The sequence below is a fragment of the Duganella sp. GW822-FHT06D06 genome, from assembly GCF_058799615.1.
Genome location: NZ_JBXALQ010000019.1, coordinates 63,905 through 79,694, shown reverse-complemented (window position 1 = coordinate 79,694; position 15,790 = coordinate 63,905). Strand labels below are relative to the sequence as shown.

General features: G+C 65.6%; 16 protein-coding genes. 9 read left to right on the top strand and 7 right to left on the bottom strand.

All coding sequences use genetic code 11. The annotated features are described in order from the left end of the window. Nucleotides 1-42 precede the first annotated feature (42 nt). Together AC1RMD_RS26285 and AC1RMD_RS26280 are read right to left on the bottom strand one after the other, a co-directional pair. A complete protein-coding gene (locus AC1RMD_RS26285) occupies nucleotides 43-513 on the bottom strand; it encodes a cache domain-containing protein (protein ID WP_492930959.1) in 471 nt (156 codons plus the stop codon). Between the two features lie 37 nt (nucleotides 514-550). Further along, nucleotides 551-997 carry a hypothetical protein gene (locus tag AC1RMD_RS26280; RefSeq protein ID WP_492930957.1) on the bottom strand — a complete coding sequence of 149 codons (447 nt, stop codon included), beginning with the start codon at nucleotides 995-997 and terminating at the stop codon, nucleotides 551-553. Between the two features lie 161 nt (nucleotides 998-1,158). Here AC1RMD_RS26280 and AC1RMD_RS26275 point away from each other — a divergent pair, with 161 nt between their 5' ends. The 3 genes from AC1RMD_RS26275 to AC1RMD_RS26265 all read left to right on the top strand — a co-directional run bounded on the left by AC1RMD_RS26275 (nucleotide 1,159) and on the right by AC1RMD_RS26265 (nucleotide 3,329). Continuing rightward, the gene (locus AC1RMD_RS26275) at nucleotides 1,159-2,232 is read left to right on the top strand and encodes a M29 family metallopeptidase (RefSeq protein WP_492930955.1); all 1,074 of its coding nucleotides are present in this window, start codon (nucleotides 1,159-1,161) and stop codon (nucleotides 2,230-2,232) included. A gap of 75 nt (nucleotides 2,233-2,307) precedes the next feature. Next, complete coding sequence (locus tag AC1RMD_RS26270) at nucleotides 2,308-2,487, top strand: hypothetical protein (protein WP_492930953.1); 180 nt, start codon at nucleotides 2,308-2,310, stop codon at nucleotides 2,485-2,487. A gap of 236 nt (nucleotides 2,488-2,723) precedes the next feature. Further along, a complete protein-coding gene (locus AC1RMD_RS26265) occupies nucleotides 2,724-3,329 on the top strand; it encodes a hypothetical protein (protein ID WP_492930951.1) in 606 nt (201 codons plus the stop codon). Nucleotides 3,330-3,369: 40 nt separating this feature from the next. Here the strand turns inward: AC1RMD_RS26265 and AC1RMD_RS26260 are convergent, their stop codons facing one another. Then, nucleotides 3,370-4,317, bottom strand: coding sequence for a LysR family transcriptional regulator (locus AC1RMD_RS26260; protein ID WP_492930949.1), 948 nt, complete (start codon nucleotides 4,315-4,317; stop codon nucleotides 3,370-3,372). Between the two features lie 107 nt (nucleotides 4,318-4,424). On the opposite strand from AC1RMD_RS26260, the gene AC1RMD_RS26255 reads away from it, so the two are divergent. Then, nucleotides 4,425-5,264 carry a phytanoyl-CoA dioxygenase family protein gene (locus AC1RMD_RS26255; protein WP_492930947.1) on the top strand — a complete coding sequence of 280 codons (840 nt, stop codon included), beginning with the start codon at nucleotides 4,425-4,427 and terminating at the stop codon, nucleotides 5,262-5,264. Next, the gene (locus AC1RMD_RS26250; protein WP_492930945.1) at nucleotides 5,264-6,079 is read left to right on the top strand and encodes a TIM barrel protein; all 816 of its coding nucleotides are present in this window, start codon (nucleotides 5,264-5,266) and stop codon (nucleotides 6,077-6,079) included. The genes AC1RMD_RS26255 and AC1RMD_RS26250 overlap by 1 nt, the downstream gene beginning before the upstream one ends. Before the next feature lie 3 nt (nucleotides 6,080-6,082). Here the strand turns inward: AC1RMD_RS26250 and AC1RMD_RS26245 are convergent, their stop codons facing one another. Together AC1RMD_RS26245 and AC1RMD_RS26240 are read right to left on the bottom strand one after the other, a co-directional pair. Further along, nucleotides 6,083-8,023 (bottom strand): CHASE domain-containing protein, encoded by a 1,941-nt coding sequence (locus AC1RMD_RS26245; protein ID WP_492930943.1) that lies wholly within the window; start codon nucleotides 8,021-8,023, stop codon nucleotides 6,083-6,085. 12 nt (nucleotides 8,024-8,035) lie between these two features. Beyond that, nucleotides 8,036-9,148 carry an HD-GYP domain-containing protein gene (locus tag AC1RMD_RS26240; protein WP_492930941.1) on the bottom strand — a complete coding sequence of 371 codons (1,113 nt, stop codon included), beginning with the start codon at nucleotides 9,146-9,148 and terminating at the stop codon, nucleotides 8,036-8,038. A gap of 128 nt (nucleotides 9,149-9,276) precedes the next feature. Here AC1RMD_RS26240 and AC1RMD_RS26235 point away from each other — a divergent pair, with 128 nt between their 5' ends. The 3 genes from AC1RMD_RS26235 to AC1RMD_RS26225 are packed head-to-tail and all read left to right on the top strand — an operon-like array spanning nucleotide 9,277 to nucleotide 11,911. After that, nucleotides 9,277-9,747, top strand: a complete 471-nt coding sequence (locus AC1RMD_RS26235; RefSeq protein ID WP_492930939.1) for a MarR family winged helix-turn-helix transcriptional regulator — start codon at nucleotides 9,277-9,279, stop codon at nucleotides 9,745-9,747. 8 nt (nucleotides 9,748-9,755) lie between these two features. Next, complete coding sequence (locus AC1RMD_RS26230; protein ID WP_492930937.1) at nucleotides 9,756-10,502, top strand: 2OG-Fe dioxygenase family protein; 747 nt, start codon at nucleotides 9,756-9,758, stop codon at nucleotides 10,500-10,502. 56 nt (nucleotides 10,503-10,558) lie between these two features. Then, entirely contained in the window at nucleotides 10,559-11,911 is a 1,353-nt protein-coding gene (locus AC1RMD_RS26225; RefSeq protein ID WP_492930935.1) for a hybrid sensor histidine kinase/response regulator, read from the top strand. 249 nt (nucleotides 11,912-12,160) lie between these two features. Here AC1RMD_RS26225 and AC1RMD_RS26220 read toward each other — a convergent pair whose 3' ends face one another. Beyond that, on the bottom strand, nucleotides 12,161-13,441 hold the full coding sequence (locus AC1RMD_RS26220; RefSeq protein WP_492930933.1) for a DUF1501 domain-containing protein: 1,281 nt from the start codon (nucleotides 13,439-13,441) through the stop codon (nucleotides 12,161-12,163). A 17-nt stretch (nucleotides 13,442-13,458) separates the two neighbouring features. Beyond that, on the bottom strand, nucleotides 13,459-14,913 hold the full coding sequence (locus AC1RMD_RS26215; protein WP_492930931.1) for a DUF1800 domain-containing protein: 1,455 nt from the start codon (nucleotides 14,911-14,913) through the stop codon (nucleotides 13,459-13,461). A 165-nt stretch (nucleotides 14,914-15,078) separates the two neighbouring features. Between AC1RMD_RS26215 and AC1RMD_RS26210 the strand changes: the two genes are divergently transcribed. Next, nucleotides 15,079-15,777, top strand: coding sequence for a CerR family C-terminal domain-containing protein (locus AC1RMD_RS26210; protein ID WP_492930929.1), 699 nt, complete (start codon nucleotides 15,079-15,081; stop codon nucleotides 15,775-15,777). Nucleotides 15,778-15,790: the final 13 nt, after the last annotated feature.

Sequence of the window (15,790 nt, the reverse complement as noted above, 5' to 3'; positions counted from 1 at the left end):
AGCATACAACGCCGCGCCTGCGCGCAGCGCACGGCAGACGGTTTATTTGTAGATGCCCACGCCGATGACGTAGTCGCCGACTTTTTCGACGTAGGTGTTTTTCTCTTCGAGGTTTTTGCTGATCGAGTTCGGCCACATGTACTGGACCCAGCCCTTGCCGGCCGGGCTGGCGCCGATCTTGAGGAATTCCTTGATCGGATAAACGCCGCCGGCGCTCAGCTCCATCAGGTTCTTGTTGACCATCTTGGCGTTCTGGCCGTGCGCCAGCGCCACGCCGGCCTTGTCGAACATGAACACGTACAGGTCGCCCTGGATGAAGTCGCCCTTGGGATCGTTGAACGCGGCCACCGCCTTGTCCTTGCCGTTCTTTTGCAGATACTCGCCGGCGCGCTTGACCATCGCCACCGCCTCGTCGGCGGTGCCGCGCTTGGGCGCGTCCTGCGCCGTGGCGGCGCCGGTCAGGCTCAGGGTCAGTGCGGCGGCAAACAGGAACTGGAACAGATGTTTCATCATGTATCTCCGGTGTGGTGATCGCCGCGGCTGCGGCGTGTCAGGTGATCTTTTTGGGCGGCGGCGGCGGCGCGAAGACGATGTTTTCCGATGCCGGCGCGCCGTCCATCGCATCGGAAGCCTCCAGCCACTTCATCAGCTTTTCCATGCGGCGGATCAGGATGCCCTTGCTGCTGATGTAGCCCACCTGCTCGAAGTTCTCCGGCCGGCTCACCATCTTGGACACGGTCGGCAGGTTCTCGGCCAGGCGCTCGAAAGCCTTGCGCGCCTTCTGCTCCCACTTGACCAGGTTGGCCTCGTTGAAGCGGTTGCTTTCATAGTAGATGGTCAAGGTGCGGTCGTGATTGCCGAAGCCGACGATCGCCGCTCCCTTGCGCACCGTTTCCAGCACGTCGTCCTTGATGTTCGCGGTAGGCACGAACAACGCCGCGCGGCCGGTGGTGTCCGGGCGCTCCAACGGCAAATCCTGTCCCATTATTACGCTCATCACGCTTCCTGTTGTTTTCGTCGGAGTTGCTGTTAGGCTATATTTGTGATTCTATATCGCGTCCCTGCCCAATACAAGGAGAAACCGCGCCGGCGTGGCGCCACGGGTAATGCGGCCGCTTCTGCCTTTATAATGCGGGCTGATCCCTTTCTACCGCCGCCATGACGTCGTCCCCTACTCCCGCCCCTGAAATCTCCCGCTACGGCGCCATCCCCGAGCATGCGGTCGATACGGCGCAGCGCAATGTGCGCGACACGCTGGCGCTGGCGATCGGGCACGCCGCGCCGCAGGCGGCGTTGATCGTCTACGACACCCGCAGCGACCTCAACCGCGCCTTGACCGAGGCCTACCGCCGCGTGCTGCCGGCGGCCGACTTCGTCGATTTCGACAGCACCACGCCGGGACAGGTGCTGGCCGCCTTCGCCCGCATGCACGCCGGCGACCTGGTGGTGCTGATCCAGTCGACCAGCTTCCGGCTGGAGGCCTTCCGCATCCGCATCGAGTTGTTCAAGCGCGGCCTGAAGGTGATCGAACATGTGCACCTGTCGCGCATGCCGGGCGAGCAGGGACTGCACTACATCGCCTCGCTGGCCTACGACCCGGCCTACTACCGCGGCGTCGGCCACGCGCTCAAGGCGCGCATCGACCGCGCCCGGCACGGCATGGTCGACAGCGGCAACGGCGAGCGGCTGGTGTTCGGCTCGCCGTTCGAATCGGCCAAGCTCAATATCGGCGACTACAGCGGCATGAACAACATCGGCGGCCAGTTCCCGCTGGGCGAAGTGTTCACCGAGGCGCGCGACCTGGAGGCGGTCAACGGCCGGGTGCGGATCTTCGTGTTCGGCGACACCTCGTTCATGGTCAACCAGCCGGCGACGCCGGTCACGCTGATCGTCGAACAAGGCCGGGTGGTGGGCGCCGACAACGCCACGCCGGAATTCGACAACATGCTGGCCATCATCCGCGCGCACGAGGGCGAGGTGTGGCTGCGCGAGCTGGGCTTCGGCATGAACCGCGCCTTCTCGCGCGACCGCATGGTCAACGACATCGGCACCTTCGAGCGCATGTGCGGCATCCACCTGTCGCTGGGCGCCAAGCACGGCGTGTACGCCAAGCCGCAATTCAAGCGCAAGGACGCGCGCTACCACGTCGACGTGTTCGCCGTGACCGAGGCGGTCTACCTCGACGATGAACTGGTTTACCGCGACGGCGCCTGGCAGGTGGCCGCGGCCTGAAATCAACGCTTGCAAACGGTACCTGATTTGGTACTCTGACCGGATGCCAACGCTTACGTTCAGCGAGGAAGTCAAATGAAGAAACAAAATATTGGTAGTAGTTTCGACGTTTTCCTCAACGAAGAAGGCCCCCTGGAAGACGCGACTGCCGTTGCGGTAAAACGGCTGATCGCCTGGCAAATCGCCCAAGTGAGCTTCCCGCCTGCGCGCACTGCTGTCCAGAATGATTTTGTTGACAGTCCCTCAAAAGAGTGAAGACTGCCTTTACCAAATAATGGCCTACGCTGACCACGCCGTTCAGTGCATCGAAACGCCCATCCCCAGTACCTCGTGCCCACTTAGGAGTATGTACATGGGGTGCGCCACCCCGCTCCTTGTAGCAAAATCCCGATTTTCTCTTCGATTTTCCCCGATTTTTTCAAGCATTGAACTATTTTCGAATTTGCCGATCTAAATATGGGAAAGCCGAAAAAAATAGGGGAGAAAATCGAATGAATACTACAATGACCGTGCAGGTGCCCACCGATACCCTGCTCAAACTGATCGAAAAGCTGCGTCGCCGTGGCGGCTCGCAGGATATCTCGGAAGCCATGACTTTGGCCGTCGAGCGCTGGCTCGCAGACCCGGCCGCATTCGCGCCCGGAGCCGATCCCGCAGGCCTGCACGGCTACCAATGGAAATCACTGTTCCTTCCCGAAGGCACCGTGTTGAAATCATGGAGCTACGGAGAAAACAATTACGCGTGCGTTGAAGGCGACCAGATCATCCACAATGGCCGCGCGGTCTCGCCGAACCAGTTCGCGCAATCATTCGCGCGCTCGACCCGCAATGCATGGCACGATTTATTCATCCGCCGCCCGGGCGACAAGACTTTCAAAACAGCGAACCGACTGCGCGACGAACTGATAGCCGCTTCTAAGGCACCTGCCGCAACGCCTATGCCTGTCCCTGCCGCAGCCCCGCCGTTACCGGCATCATCCGCGACGCCGGTCCCGCCGCAAGCGGCCGCGCCACCGCGCAACACTGACCGCGAGCCCGGCTGGGATTTGCCGGAGCGCAGAAAATTCCGCTACCGGCTGGAAGACGTCGCCTACTAGTTCAGCAACAACTCCGGCTGCGCTTACGAAGTAGCCTGCCCTAAGTCAACGCCAACACCCCGGACGTTACCAGCTCCCGGTCCCACGGCGGCACCGGCTGGTATTCGGCCACCAGGAAATCGATCAGCGCCCGCACCTTGGCCGACGGCTGCCGGCTGGCCGGATACAGCGCGCTCAGATGATTGAGCGGCAGCTCCCAGTCGGCCAGCACCGGCACCAGCGTCCCCTCCAGCAGCGCGCGCCACGCCAGGAAGGTGGTGTTGTAGACGATGCCCAGCCCGCGCTGCGCCGCCTGCTGCAACACCAGCCCATTGTTCGCCGTGAACGCCGCCTGCACCCGCACCGACTGCCGCTCCTCGCCGCGCGCGAAATGCCACTGCGTGCCGTCGGTCAGGTGGCTGAAATGCAGGCAGCGGTGCTGATGCAGGTCCTGCGGCGCCTGCGGCACGCCGTAACGCGCCAGATACGCCGGCGACGCGCACAACACGCCGCGGCACGGCGCCAGCGGCCGCATGGCCAGCGCATGCACGTCCGGGATGCCGCCCACCCGTATCGTCAGATCGAAACCATGCTCGATCGGATCGAGCAGCGCGTCGTCCACGTACAACAACGGCGCCAACTGCGGATGCGGCAGGCTGAAACGCGCCACCGCGTCGGCCAGCCACTCGCTGCCGAAACTGGACGGCGCCTGTATCCGCAAGGGCCCCGCCAGCTCGGCGCCGGCCTGGGTGGCCTGGCTCAGCGCCCGCGCCGCCTCCTGCGACTGCACCACCGTCGCCATGCACGGCGCCAGATAGGCCTGGCCGGCGTCGGTCAGGCTGACCTCGCGGGTCGAGCGGTGCAGCAGGCGCGCCTGCAGCTTGGCCTCCAGCTGCAGGATATGCTTGCTGACCATGGCGCGCGTCAGCCCCAGCCGGCGGCCCGCCTCGCTGAAGCTGCGCTGCCGCGCCACCTCGATAAAAATCTCCATCGCACGTAATTGATCCATATCACATTGTCTTCATTCCGGAGACAATGTGTCAACCCTTTGCGGATTGTTTGACGAGCGCGCGCAACCTACAATGGCACATCGAATCCTGCCCTATGGAGCCCGCCATGCTGACAGACGCACAAAAACAACAATACCAACGCGACGGCTACCTCGTCCTGCCCAACTTCAAGACGCCGCAGGAGATCGCCGCGCTGCGCGCGCGGGCGGCGCAGATTGTCAACGAATTCGACCCGAACGCCAGGACCGGCATCTTCAGCACCATCGAGCAGGAAAAAACCACCGACGACTACTTCCTCGGCTCCGACAACACGGTGCGCTGCTTCTTCGAGGAAGAGGCCTTCGGCCCGGACGGCCGGCTGAAACAGGACAAGGCGCTGTCGATCAACAAGATCGGCCACGCCATGCACGACCTGGATCCGGTGTTCCGCGCCTTCTCCACCGACGTGCGGCTGGCCGCCGTGGCGCGCGACCTGGGCCTGGCAGACGCCCAGGTATGGCAATCGATGTACATCTTCAAGCAGCCCGGCATCGGCGGCGAAGTGCGCTGGCACCAGGACGCCACCTACTTCGACACCGACCCAATCAGCGTGACCACCTTCTGGTTCGCGCTGGAAGACGCCACCCTGCAAAACGGCTGCATGTGGGCCGAGCCGGGCGGCCATCGCGGCCCGATGCGCGAGCGCTTCCTGCGCAACGGCGACGAGGTGCGCATGGAAAAGCTGAGCGACCTGCCCTGGCCGGACGACAGCACCGCCGTGCCGCTCGAATGCAAGGCCGGCAGCCTGGTATGTTTCCACGGCCTGCTGCCGCACTACAGCGCGCCGAACCGCTCGACCGTCTCGCGCCACGCCTACACGCTGCACGTGACCGACGGCGCCACCGAATACTCGCCGCAGAACTGGATACAGCGCGACGCCGCCTTCCCGGTGCGGGGCTTCCTGTAATGCAGGTCCAGATTTTCGCCGCCCACTGGGGCAACAACGAACTGGCGCCGCAAGTGTTCATCGAGCGCGTCAAGGACGCCGGCTTCGACGGCATCGAAATGTCGCTGCCGCTGGACGCCGCCGCCCGCGACGACTGGACCGGCCGCATCGCCGCCGCCGGCCTGGGACTGATCGCCGCCCAATGGGAGACCGTGTTCCACCCGAGCTTCGAGCCGCACCGCGCGGCGCTGGCCGAGCTGCTGCACAACGCCTGCGCCGCCCGGCCGCTGCACGTCAACTCGCACACCGGCAAGGACTACTTCACGCCGGCGCAGAACCGCGAGCTGCTGGAACTGGCGGCCGCCATCTCGCGCCAGCACGGCGTGCCGATCATGCACGAGATCCACCGCAGCCGTTTCAGCGGCCACCCGATGCTGCTGCTGCCCTACCTGGAGCAGCTGCCGGAGCTGCAACTGACGGCCGACCTGTCGCACTGGTGCTGCGCCTGCGAATCGCTGCTGGAAGACCAGCCGCACACGCTGGCCGCGACGCTGCCGCGCGTGCGCCACATCCACGCCCGCGTCGGCCACCAGCAAGGGCCGCAGGTGGCCGACTTCCGCGCGCCGGAATCGCAGGCCGCGCTGGCGGCGCACCTGTCGTGGTGGGACGAAGTGATACGGCTGCGCCGCGCCGCCGGCGCGCCGCGCATGACGCTGACGCCGGAATTCGGCCCGGTGCCGTACACCCAAACGCTGCCCTACACGCAGAAGGAAATCTCCAACGCGTGGGAACTGAACGTGGCGATGCTGGAGCTGCTGCGCCGCCGCTACCGCTGACACCTACAGCGGCAGCGCCAGCTCCGGCGCCCCTCCTGCCGGCGCCCGCATCGGCAGCACCAGCGTCACGGTGGTGCCCCTGCCGGGCTCCGATTCGACCCGTATCGTCCCGCGCAGCATGCCGGTGACAATGTTATAAACGATATTCATCCCCAGCCCTGAACCGCCCTGCCCCAGCTTGGTGGTGAAGAAGGGATCGAACACCTTGTGCAGCGTGCTGGCCGACATGCCGACGCCGTTGTCGGCGAAGGTCAGCGTCACGCTGTCGACCTCGTCGCGCCGCGCCGCGATGACGATGGTTCCGCTAGCGCGGCCGTCGAAGCCGTGCAGCAGCGCATTGCCGATCAAATTGCTCAGCACCTGGCTCAGGCTGCCCGGATAGGAATCGAAATCCAGCCCGGGCGGCACGTCGACCCGCACCTCGCAGCCATTGCGCCGCAGCTGCGCCGCGTAGGTGGCCAGCGTATCGTGCACCACCTCGTCGAGCCGGAAGCGGCGCCGCTGGCCGCTGGCCTGGTCCACCGCCACCTGCTTGAAGGAGGTGATCAGGTCGGCCGCCCGCGTCAGCGAGCTGCCGATGATGTCGCAGGCCTTGCGGGCGTCGCCCAGGTGCGCCTCCAGCGTCGAGCGTTTCAGGCCGCCGTCGGTGGCCAGGCGCCGTTCGAAATCGCGCACCATGTCGCTCAGGGCGCTGGCGGTCAGCAGGCTGTTGCCGATCGGCGTATTGAGCTCGTGCGCCACGCCGGCCACCAGCGCGCCCAGCGACGCCATCTTCTCCGACGTCAGCAGATTGGTCTGCGCCTGCTTCAGCGTTTCCGCCACCACCGACAAATCGCTGCGCGCCTGCTCCACATTGCTTTTCTGCCGTTCCAGTTCGGCCAGGCTGTATTCCAGTCCGTGCTTGGCGTCGATCACGCGCCGGGTCGACACCAGCAGCGCGGCGATCAGCGCGCTGATGATCAGGCCCACCACGCCGATCAGCAGCACCGGCAGCGGCGAACTGCTGTAGCGCGCACCGGCGTGTCCTTCGACCAGCAACTGCCAGCGGCGCTGCCCCACCATCAGCGCCTTCTGCGACGCCAGCCCGTCCAGCGGCGCGCCGCGCGGCTGGCGGATCGCGGCCAGGGTGGCGCTGTCGTACAGCAGCGCGTCGGCGCCGGCCGGCTGGGCGTCCTTGCTGTCGTAGTAGCCGTCGTCGTCGATGCGCACCCGCATATGCTCCAGCAGCGGCGCATCGACCACCTCGCGCATCAAGGTGTTGACGCGGAAAACGATGGCGACAAAACCGAACAGCGCGGCGCGCCGCTGCTCGACCGTCTGCAACGGCAGGCCGGCGCGGAACACCGGTGCGCGCGCCACGAAGCCCGGCTGGCCGCTGGCGTCCTGCACCAGCGTGATGCGCTCGGTGGCGACGATCTCGCCGGTGTCGCGGCCCAGCTCCAGCGCCTTCAGGTGCGGCGGCAGCGCGGCCAGGTCCAGGCCGAAGGCGTTCTCGTTGCCCTTCAACGGTTCGGTGTATTCGATGATGTAGTGCGGGTCGCGGGCGCCGGCCGGGTGCACCAGGAAATCCGGATAGCCGGCGGCCTCGATGGCGGTATCGCCCCTGACGGCGGCGCTGAACGCCGCCAGCTGCGCGGCCGGCACCACCCGCACGAACTGGATCGCCTGGAAGCCGGGATAGCGCCGGTCCAGCTTGAGCTCCGCCACGAAGCGATGAAAACTCCCGCGGTCGATGCGGCCTTCCAGCGCGTACATGCCCTTGATACCGAGCAGCACGTCGAAATAGGTTTGCAGCCGCACCTCGGCGTCGCGCGCCACCTTGTCGGCATCGCGCTGGAAGTTCGCCTGCACTTGCTGGCGCTGCGTGACGACCACAAAATAGCAGGTGGCGGCCGTGAGGAAGATGCCAAGAAAGAACGCCAGGTAGCCGCGCGATCGTTTCATATGGCCTCGCGTCTAGCCCGCGATTTCGGGCGCCGCGGCGCCCGGCGCGTGATCGCTGTAACGCTCGGCGATGGCCATGAACTCTTCCTCGATGGTCAGCATGGCGTCGACCACGTCGGGATCGAAATGCTCGCCGCTGCCCTGGCGTATCATCTCCATCGCCGTCTCGTGGGTGAAGGCCGGCTTGTAGACCCGCTTGGAGATCAGCGCATCGTAGACGTCGGCCACCGCCATCAGCCGCGCCGACATCGGAATCGCGTCGCCCACCAGGCCCTGCGGATAGCCGGAGCCGTCGTACTTCTCCTGGTGCGACCAGGTGATCTCGCGCGCGTAGCGCAGGAAGGTGTTGGTGTAGCCCAGGTGGTGCTCGACGTTGACGATGGCGTCGCGCCCGTACACGGTGTGCAGCTTCATGACGGCGAATTCCTCCTCGGTCAGGCGGTCCGGCTTGAGCAGGATGGCGTCCGGGATAGACACCTTGCCGATGTCGTGCAGCGGCGCGGCCTTGAACAGCGACTTGATATTGGCCTCGCTCAGCTCCTCCTGGAAGCGCTTGTGCGATTGCAGCTGGCGCCCCAGCGCGGCCACGTAGTGCTGCACGCGGCGCAGGTGGTTGGCGGTTTCGTATTCGCGCGTTTCGGCCAGCGAGGCCAGCGCCCAGATCATCGCGTCGAGCATCTGGCTCAGTTCCGCCGTGACTTCCTCGACCACGTGTTCCAGCAGGTTGCGCTGCTGCTTGAGCAGTTCGCGCGAGTGACGCAGTTGCAGGTGGGTGTCGACCCGCGCGCGCAGCACCGCGCCGACGATGGGCTTGAGCACGACGTCGGCGCCGCCCTCGAGCAGGGCGCGCGCCTCGTCGGCCTGGCCTTGCAGGAAAATGACGGGAATGTCGGCCGTGTCCGGGCTGGACTTGAGCTGCTGGCACACGCTGTAGCCGTCCAGCTCCGGCAGCGCCGCGTCCAGCACCACCAGGTGCGGACGCGGCACCTGCTGCATCACGGCCAGCGCGGCGGCGCCGTTGTTGGCCAGCTTGACCTCGTACTGGTCCTGCAGCAGCCCGTGCATCAAGATCAGGTTGTCCGGCGCCGCGTCGACAACCAGCACGATGGCTTTTTTGATGTTCATCCGCCACTGCTCCCTGGGATTGGTCTCTATCGCTAGCATGATAGATGATAATCGCCGGCGGAATTTCCCCGCAAAACATTTTTCTCGGCTAGCTTGCAATTGTATAGTGCACTACCTATACTGTGCACATGGATACCAAAACACCCCCCGCCCCTTCCGCCGTTGCCCCGGCCGTACCCCAGCTGGACGGCCAGCTGTGCTTTGCGCTGTATTCGACCTCGCTGGCGATGAGCAAGTTGTACCGCAAACTGTTGCGCGGCCTCGGCCTGACCTATTCGCAGTACCTGGTGATGATGGTGCTGTGGGAGAAGAACGAGCTGACCGTGTCGGAGGTGGGCGAACGCCTGTTCCTCGACTCGGCCACCCTGACGCCGCTGCTCAAGCGCATGGAGGCGGCCGAGCTGCTGACCCGCACCCGCGCCGCCAGCGACGAGCGCCAGGTCATCATCACGCTGACGCCGCACGGCGACGCGCTGCGCCACGAGGCGGCCAAGCTGCCGCCGTCCATCCTGCAGGCGACCAAGTGCACGCTGGATGAAGTGGTCGGCATGAAGCAGCAACTGGACGCGCTGCGCGCCAGCCTGATGTCCGCCAGCTGAGAGCACCGATGACGACCTCCAACCCGATCTACACCCATCCGCTGCACCTGGCCGACGCGCTGCGCAAGGACGGCTACGCGGTCCTGCCGCCGCAGGACGTGGCGGCGCTGGCCGGCGTGCCGCTGGCCGCGCTGAACGCGCTGATCCCCAGCTGGGACGCGCTGGAACTGGACAACTACCTGAAGGACGGCGGCCGCTATCGGCGCCGGCGCCATTCCTGCTTCGTCCAGAACGGCGAAGAGCTGACCCAGACCGCGCACCGCGCCCACTGGCAGCCGCTGGAATACAACGCCCTGCACGGCGGCATGAACCGCCTGTTCGAACCGATGCAGGCGGCCACCGTGGCGCAGCCCGCGTGGCAGGCGCTGGTGCGCGGCATCGGCCGCTTGTGCAGCGCAGTGCGCCGCAACGGCGACCCGTGGTACGTCGAGGCGCACCAGTTCCGCATCGACACCACCGATGGCATCGGCCGGCCGACGCCGGAAGGCGCGCACCGCGACGGCGTCGATTTCGTCGCCGTGCTGCTGATCGGCCGGGAGCGGATCAAGGGCGGCGAGACTCGCATCTTTGAAGCCGATGGGCCGAACGGCAAGCGCTTCACCATGACCGAGCCGTGGACCATGCTGCTGCTGGACGACGCGGCCGTGATCCACGAATCGACGCCGATCCAGCCGCTGGGAGAGCACGGCCACCGCGACACGCTGGTGCTGACCTGGCGCGCCGGCGGCTTCCAGGGGCAGGAAAGTCCCCCCTGAAGGATTAAATCCGATATAGTCATAACAGCCGATATACGCATCCAGGAGGGTGGTCTGTGGACACCAGCTACGAAATTCAGCCCGACGAAATCGAAATTCTCATCGTGGAAGACAGCCCGACCCAGGCCGAGCGTCTGCGCCGCCTGATCCAGTCGATGCGTTACGGCGCCCGCGTGGCCGGCAACGGCCAGCTGGCGCTCGATGCGATCCGCGAGCGCAAGCCGCATCTGGTGCTGTCCGATATCGTGATGCCGGAGATGGACGGCTACACGCTGTGCCGCGCCATCAAGGCCGACCCCGAGCTGCGCGACATCCCGGTGATCCTGGTGACGTCGCTGATGGACCCGAAAGACATCATCCGCGGCATCGAATGCGGCGCCGACAATTTCATCCGCAAGCCCTACGCCGAAGACTACCTGCTGAACCGCATCGGCCACATGCTGATGAACCAGAAGCTGCGCAAGAACCAGAACATGGAGATCGGCATCGCCCTGTACCTGGGCGACCAGAAGCACTTCATCAACGCCGAGCGCCAGCAGATCCTCGACCTCTTGATCTCCACCTACGAACAGGCGGTGCAGGTCAACAGCGAACTGCAGGCGCGCGAACGGCAGGTGATCGAACTGAATATGCGGCTGGCGCACCACGCCGGCGAGCTGGAAACCATCAACCGCGAGATCGCGCTGAAGAACCTGGAGCTGGCCGAAGCGAGCCGGATGAAATCGGCCTTCATCGCCAACATGTCGCACGAGCTGCGCACGCCGCTCAACGCCATCATCGGCTTCACCGGCGCGCTGCTGATGAAGCTGCCCGGCCCGCTGACGCCGGAGCAGGACAAGCAGCTCAACACCATCCGCACCAGCGCGCGCCACCTGCTCTCGCTGATCAACGACATCCTGGACGTGGCCAAGATCGAAGCGGGCAAGGTCACGCTGGAGCTGGAGACGGTGCAGTGCCAGCACCTGGTCAGCGACGTGGTCGACACCTTGCGCCCGCTGGCGCTGCAAAAGGGACTGGAGCTGGAAGTGGAGCTGGTCGACGAGGCCATCGTGCTGGAAACCGACCGCCGCGCGCTGACGCAGATCCTGCTCAACCTGGCCAACAACGCGATCAAGTTCACCGAGACCGGCAAGGTCAGGGTCACGCTGGCCAGGCGCCAGGGCGAAGGCCGCGGCATCGTCGAATTCGCGGTGGCCGACAGCGGCGCCGGCATCCGCGAGGAAGACCAGGCCAAGCTGTTCCAGGCGTTTTCGCAGCTGGACTCCACCTCGACCCGGCATGCGGAAGGGGCGGGCCTGGGCCTGTACCTGTGCCAGAACCTGGCCAACCTGATCGGCGGCTCGCTGTTCTTCAAGAGCGATTTCGGCCACGGCAGCACGTTCACGCTGACGCTGCCGCATAAAGTTTGACTTTTTTATACTGTGGAAGCTTCGACACCGTAGTTCTACGGTATTGCACCGCAGCATGAACAGGCATATAGTTGGAACTGTCTCCTCCAACCGTTCGCTGAACATTGGAATTCAGCCCGCACCGTCAAGGTAGCGGGCATTTTTTTGCCTTTCTCTACGGGGGTCAAGTCTGACATTCGGACACGGCCTCTGCCGTAGGGACAGCTACGGCAGAGGCCGTGTCCGAATGTCAGACTTGACCCCCGCTGTTTAGACGCGCAGCAGATCGAGCCTGGCGCCGCGCGGCAGCGACGGGAACACCTGCACCAGCTGCCTGTCGCTCAAGCGCAGGTGACGCTCGGCGATCGCCGCCAGCACGCTGCGGAAGTCGGTCGTCACCGGCAGGTCGCGGCCTTCGTTCAAGTCCGCGTCGCCGACGCCGCGCCAGTCGCCCAGCACCTTGCCGCCGTTGACGCCACCGCCCAACACCCACATCACGTTGCCATGCCCATGATCGGTGCCGCCGTTGCCGTTCTCGCGCGCGGTGCGGCCGAACTCCGACATCACCACGATGGTGGTCTGCTCGAACAACGGCCCCAGTCGCTGCGCCAGCGCCGCCAGGCCCTGCCCCAGCGGCTGCAAGCGGTTGGCCAGCTGGCCGCGCGCCGCGCCCTGGCTGGCGTGCGTGTCCCAGCCGCCCAGCGCCACAAAGGCCAGCTGGATGTTCGGATCGTTGCGCATCAGCGCCGCCAGCCGCGCCGCATCGTCGGGGAAGCCGTTCGGCAAAGGCGCGCCGCCGTTCGCCGCCTGCATCTCGGCGGACATCGTGCCGCCGCCCATGCCGCCGCCGACCATCTTGCCCGCCGCCGCATCCATCACTTCCTTGTGCGCCTCCTGGCCCTGCTGGTAGGCGGCGCCGAAGCGCGGATGGTCCGCGTACAGCAGGTCGAAGGCCTTGCTCACCGCCGGCCGGTCCAGCACATTGGCCTTGGTGCCGGCCGCGCCGTTGGCCAGGTTGACCGCCGCCGCGCGGCCCGAGAGGATGCGCGGCATGGTCGGGCCTATGCTGAGCGCGCGCGTCGGCGTGGTGGCGCCGGGCAGCGTCGCCACCAGGCGGTTCATCCAGCCGTCCGCCGTGCTCTTGACGCCGGGCGTGGCCGACTCCATGTAGTCCTGCGCATCGAAGTGCGAACGGGTGGCGTCCGGCGAGCCGCTGGCGTGGACAAAGGCCAGCTTCTTCTGCTCCCACAACGGCAGCAGCGGCGCCAGCGCCGGGTGCAGGCCGAAATAGCCGTCCAGATTCAGCGCGCCGTTGTCGTCGCCCGGCCTGGCCAGCGCGATGCTCGGACGCAGGCGCGCATAGTTGGCGTCGGCCACCGGCGCCACCACGTTCAGGCCGTCCACCGCGCCGCGCAGCATCACCACGATCAGCTTGCGGCCGGTGGCGTCGGCATTCGGCGCGGCGGCCGTCGCGGCCCAGGCGTGGCGGCCCAGCGGTATCACCAGCCCGGCGCCGGCGGCCAGCGTGTTGAGGAAGTCTCTGCGTTGCATGGTGGTCTCCTGGCGAATTAGCGCTGCATGAAATCGGGACTGCCGAGCAGCATGGCCGCGCGCAGCGGCGGCGGACTGCCGGCGATCGCGCCCTGCGTCCTGGCCGAGATCGAACCGGCCAGCGTCGCCTGCAAGGCCTGCACGTCCAGCGCCGGCGCCAGTTGCGTGGCGAAGGCGATGCGGCGGCTCAACGCATCGGGATTGAGCCACGCGTCCTGCGTGTTCTTGTAGCCGTCCGGCGTCTGGCAGCCGTACAGCGGCATGCCGAGGCGGGTCAGCACACCCAGCGTCTGCTTGATGTCGGACGGCGCCGTGTCGCTGGCGCGCGCCGCCGAGATCACATATTGATACGGCGTCTTGAACTTCGCGCCCACCGCTTCCGGCGCCATGAACTCGGCGCTGGCGAACAGGGTGCGCAGCACGCTGCGGATGTCGCCCTTGCTGTCGATGTAGCTGCGCGCCATGCGCTCCACCAGCGCCGGCGGCGGCTGGTCCTGCACGAAGTACTGCGCCAGCTGGAAGCTCAGGTGATGCGCGGTGGCCGGCAGCATCGCCAGCACGTCCAGCGCGTACTCGCCCTCATCCTGCCCGCCGGCCTTGATGAGGCGCCCCAGCCAGACCTTGTCCCCGCCGTCATGGCGCGCGGCGTCGAAGGTGAAGCTGCGGTCGCGCGCGATCAGTTCGCGGTTGTCGTAGGTCCAGCCGGTCAGCATGCGCGCCAGTTCGGTCACGTCCTTCTGCGTATAGCCGCCGTCGACGCCCATGGTGTGCAGCTCCATCAGCTCGCGCGCATAGTTTTCATTCAGGCCGCCGCTCCGGGCTTTCTGGCCGCCCTGCTTTTTCCCGCGCGGGATGTAACCGTTGGCGGTGGAAACCCAGTTATCCAGGTAGTACAGCATGGCCGGATGATGCGAGGTGGCGCCCAGCAGCTCGCGGAAATTCCCCAACGCGTAGGGACGGATCGCGTCGCGCTCGTAGCTGGCGATCAGCGCCCGGTCGACGCCCTTGCCGGCGTAGACGTTGAAGTGGTTGAACCAGAAATCGACCATCACCTCTTCCAGCTGGTTCGGGCTGTCGACCGCGCGGGCGATGCGCGCCTCCGCCGTCTGCTGCGTAATCGCGGTGACCACTTCGCGGCGCCTGGCCTTGTCGCCGTCCGACTCGTCCTTCGCCATCGCGCGCACCTCCAGGAAGCGCCGCAGCACCACCCCGGCCGGTTGCCGCACCGCGTCCAGGCTGGCCAGGCGCGCGCTCAATGCCGGCGGCAGCGGCGCGCCCGCGCTCAACTGCAGATCGATGTAGCGCCGCACGCCCATCTGCGTCACCCGCTCGATGTCGCCCGGCTTGGGGCCGTAGCCGATGCGGTTGAGCACATGGGCGGCGGCCTGCTCCGGCGTCAGCGGTTCGGCCGCCATCACGGAAGCGGCGCCGGCCGCCACGGCGGCCACGGCGATCCAGCGGTAGAAATTCATGGCGGCACTCCTGTCAAAAATATATTTACTTTATAACGCAATATTGCCGCGCCTTAAACGACTGCCATGTATCGGTTGTAAGCGGCTGTTAGCATTGCTTCACAAATAAATTAAACAACTGATTTAGTTATATCAATCGTTTATATTATGTGTTGTAATGCTGCCATGAACGCCAAACCCTCCTCCATCGATACCAGCCAGCCAGCCGACGACGGCCGCAAGCCACGTTCGGACGGTGAACAGTCGCGCGAGCGGCTGTTGCACGCGGCCATGCGCCTGTTCGCCGCGCAGGGCTTTTCCAAAACCTCGACCCGCGAGATCGCCCTGGCAGCCAGCGCCAATGTCGCCGCGATCAGTTACTACTTCGGCGACAAGGCGGGCCTGTACCAGGCCTGCTTCAGCTTCATGTGCCAGCCGGAGCCGGACAATATCTCGCAGTTCGCCCAGCCGCATTTCACGCTGCGGCAAACGCTGGAAGGCTACTACCGGCAGATGCTGGCGCCGCTGTTGGCGGGCGAAGACGCGCAATTGTTCCTGCGTCTGTTTTACCGGGAAATGCTGGAGCCCACCGGGCTGTGGCAGCAGGAAATCGACAGCAACATCAAGCCGGAGCATCTGGCGCTGGTCGCCACGCTAAGCCGTCACCTGGGTCTGGAACGACCCACCGACACCGTGCACCGCCTGGCCTATGCCCTCGCCGGCATGGCCGTGCAGATCATGGTCGGACGCGACATCATCGCCACGATCACGCCGCATCTTCTGGCCACGCCGGAAACAATAGACACCTGGGGGCAGTACCTGGTCGGCTTTGCCGAAGCCATGGTGCTTGCCGAGAAATCCAAACTTCAACAAGGAAAAGCATGACGATATTCTTACG

What these genes read in the sequence shown, in the direction of transcription:
- AC1RMD_RS26285 (WP_492930959.1), bottom strand. Translation starts at nt 513, where the DNA reads ATGATGAAACATCTGTTCCAGTTCCTGTTTGCCGCCGCACTGACCCTG.
- AC1RMD_RS26280 (WP_492930957.1), bottom strand. Translation starts at nt 997, where the DNA reads ATGAGCGTAATAATGGGACAGGATTTGCCGTTGGAGCGCCCGGACACC.
- AC1RMD_RS26275 (WP_492930955.1), top strand. Translation starts at nt 1,159, where the DNA reads ATGACGTCGTCCCCTACTCCCGCCCCTGAAATCTCCCGCTACGGCGCC.
- AC1RMD_RS26270 (WP_492930953.1), top strand. Translation starts at nt 2,308, where the DNA reads ATGAAGAAACAAAATATTGGTAGTAGTTTCGACGTTTTCCTCAACGAA.
- AC1RMD_RS26265 (WP_492930951.1), top strand. Translation starts at nt 2,724, where the DNA reads ATGAATACTACAATGACCGTGCAGGTGCCCACCGATACCCTGCTCAAA.
- AC1RMD_RS26260 (WP_492930949.1), bottom strand. Translation starts at nt 4,317, where the DNA reads ATGGATCAATTACGTGCGATGGAGATTTTTATCGAGGTGGCGCGGCAG.
- AC1RMD_RS26255 (WP_492930947.1), top strand. Translation starts at nt 4,425, where the DNA reads ATGCTGACAGACGCACAAAAACAACAATACCAACGCGACGGCTACCTC.
- AC1RMD_RS26250 (WP_492930945.1), top strand. Translation starts at nt 5,264, where the DNA reads ATGCAGGTCCAGATTTTCGCCGCCCACTGGGGCAACAACGAACTGGCG.
- AC1RMD_RS26245 (WP_492930943.1), bottom strand. Translation starts at nt 8,023, where the DNA reads ATGAAACGATCGCGCGGCTACCTGGCGTTCTTTCTTGGCATCTTCCTC.
- AC1RMD_RS26240 (WP_492930941.1), bottom strand. Translation starts at nt 9,148, where the DNA reads ATGAACATCAAAAAAGCCATCGTGCTGGTTGTCGACGCGGCGCCGGAC.
- AC1RMD_RS26235 (WP_492930939.1), top strand. Translation starts at nt 9,277, where the DNA reads ATGGATACCAAAACACCCCCCGCCCCTTCCGCCGTTGCCCCGGCCGTA.
- AC1RMD_RS26230 (WP_492930937.1), top strand. Translation starts at nt 9,756, where the DNA reads ATGACGACCTCCAACCCGATCTACACCCATCCGCTGCACCTGGCCGAC.
- AC1RMD_RS26220 (WP_492930933.1), bottom strand. Translation starts at nt 13,441, where the DNA reads ATGCAACGCAGAGACTTCCTCAACACGCTGGCCGCCGGCGCCGGGCTG.
- AC1RMD_RS26215 (WP_492930931.1), bottom strand. Translation starts at nt 14,913, where the DNA reads ATGAATTTCTACCGCTGGATCGCCGTGGCCGCCGTGGCGGCCGGCGCC.
- AC1RMD_RS26210 (WP_492930929.1), top strand. Translation starts at nt 15,079, where the DNA reads ATGAACGCCAAACCCTCCTCCATCGATACCAGCCAGCCAGCCGACGAC.